At 60.5% G+C, this 1,356-nt stretch carries 1 pseudogene; it reads left to right on the forward strand.

Annotated elements, in window-relative coordinates:
* Positions 1-44 precede the first annotated feature (44 nt).
* Positions 45-1,256, forward strand: a pseudogene (gene bglX, locus ACWR1S_RS30800) (beta-glucosidase BglX); the annotation flags it as partial.
* Between the last annotated feature and the right edge of the window lie 100 nt (positions 1,257-1,356).

Consider the following 1,356-nt stretch of genomic DNA (forward strand, 5'->3'; position numbering starts at 1 on the left):
CTGCGACCTTTAGACCAATGGACGAGAATCGTTGCATATGAACCATCGGCAAAGCTGAGGATGATCCGGCCGACACCTATGCCGAAAGCCGTCTGCACCGCGCCGAGGCCCGCGAAGTCGCGCGTCGCAGCCTGGTGTTGCTGAAGAATCAGAATGAAACCCTGCCGCTGAAGAAAGACGCAAAAGTCGCGCTGGTCGGCCCGTTGGCCAAAGCGCCGATCGACATGATGGGCAGCTGGGCGGCGGCGGGTAAACCGGCGCAATCGGTGACCCTGTTCGACGGCATGAGCTCGGTGATCGGCAACAAGTCGAACCTGATCTACGCCCGTGGCGCCAACATCACCAGCGACAAGAAGGTGCTGGACTACCTGAACTTCCTCAACTTCGATGCCCCGGAAGTGGTCGATGACCCGCGCCCGGCCAACGTGCTGATCGACGAAGCGGTAAAAGCCGCCAAGGACGCTGACGTGATCGTTGCCGCCGTGGGCGAATCCCGTGGCATGTCCCACGAATCCTCCAGCCGTACCGACCTGAACATCCCGGAAAACCAGCGCGAGCTGATCCGTGCGCTGAAAGCCACCGGCAAACCGCTGGTGCTGGTGCTGATGAACGGCCGCCCACTGACCATTCTCGAAGAGAACCAGTCGGCTGACGCGATTCTGGAAACCTGGTTCAGTGGCACCGAAGGCGGCAACGCCATCGCCGACGTGCTGTTCGGCGACTACAACCCGTCGGGCAAACTGCCGGTGACCTTCCCGCGCTCCGTGGGCCAGATCCCGACCTACTACAACCACCTGAGCATTGGCCGGCCGTTCACGCCGGGCAAACCGGGCAACTACACCTCGCAGTATTTCGATGACACGACTGGCCCGCTGTTCCCGTTCGGGTATGGCTTGAGCTACACCAACTTCGCCCTGAGCGACATGGCGCTGTCGTCGACCACCCTGAACGCCACCGGCAAACTCGACGCCAGTGTGATGGTGAAAAACACCGGCAAGCGTGACGGCGAAACCGTGGTGCAGCTGTATATTCAGGACGTCACCGGCTCGATGATCCGCCCGGTGAAGGAACTGAAGAACTTCCAGAAAATCATGCTCAAGGCCGGCGAACAGAAAGTCGTGCACTTCACCATCAGCGAGGATGACCTGAAGTTCTACAACGCCCAGCTCAAATACGCCGCCGAGCCTGGCAAGTTCAACGTGCAGATCGGCCTGGATTCGCAGGATGTGACGCAGCAGAGCTTTGAATTGCTGTAACTAACGCCGCAGTACCCTGATCGTTCCCACGCTCCGCGTGGGAACGCCTCAAGGGACGCTCCGCGTCCAGTGACGCGGAGCGTCACGGGCTGCATTCCCA

This window comes from Pseudomonas sp. AIG (genome assembly GCF_977020205.1).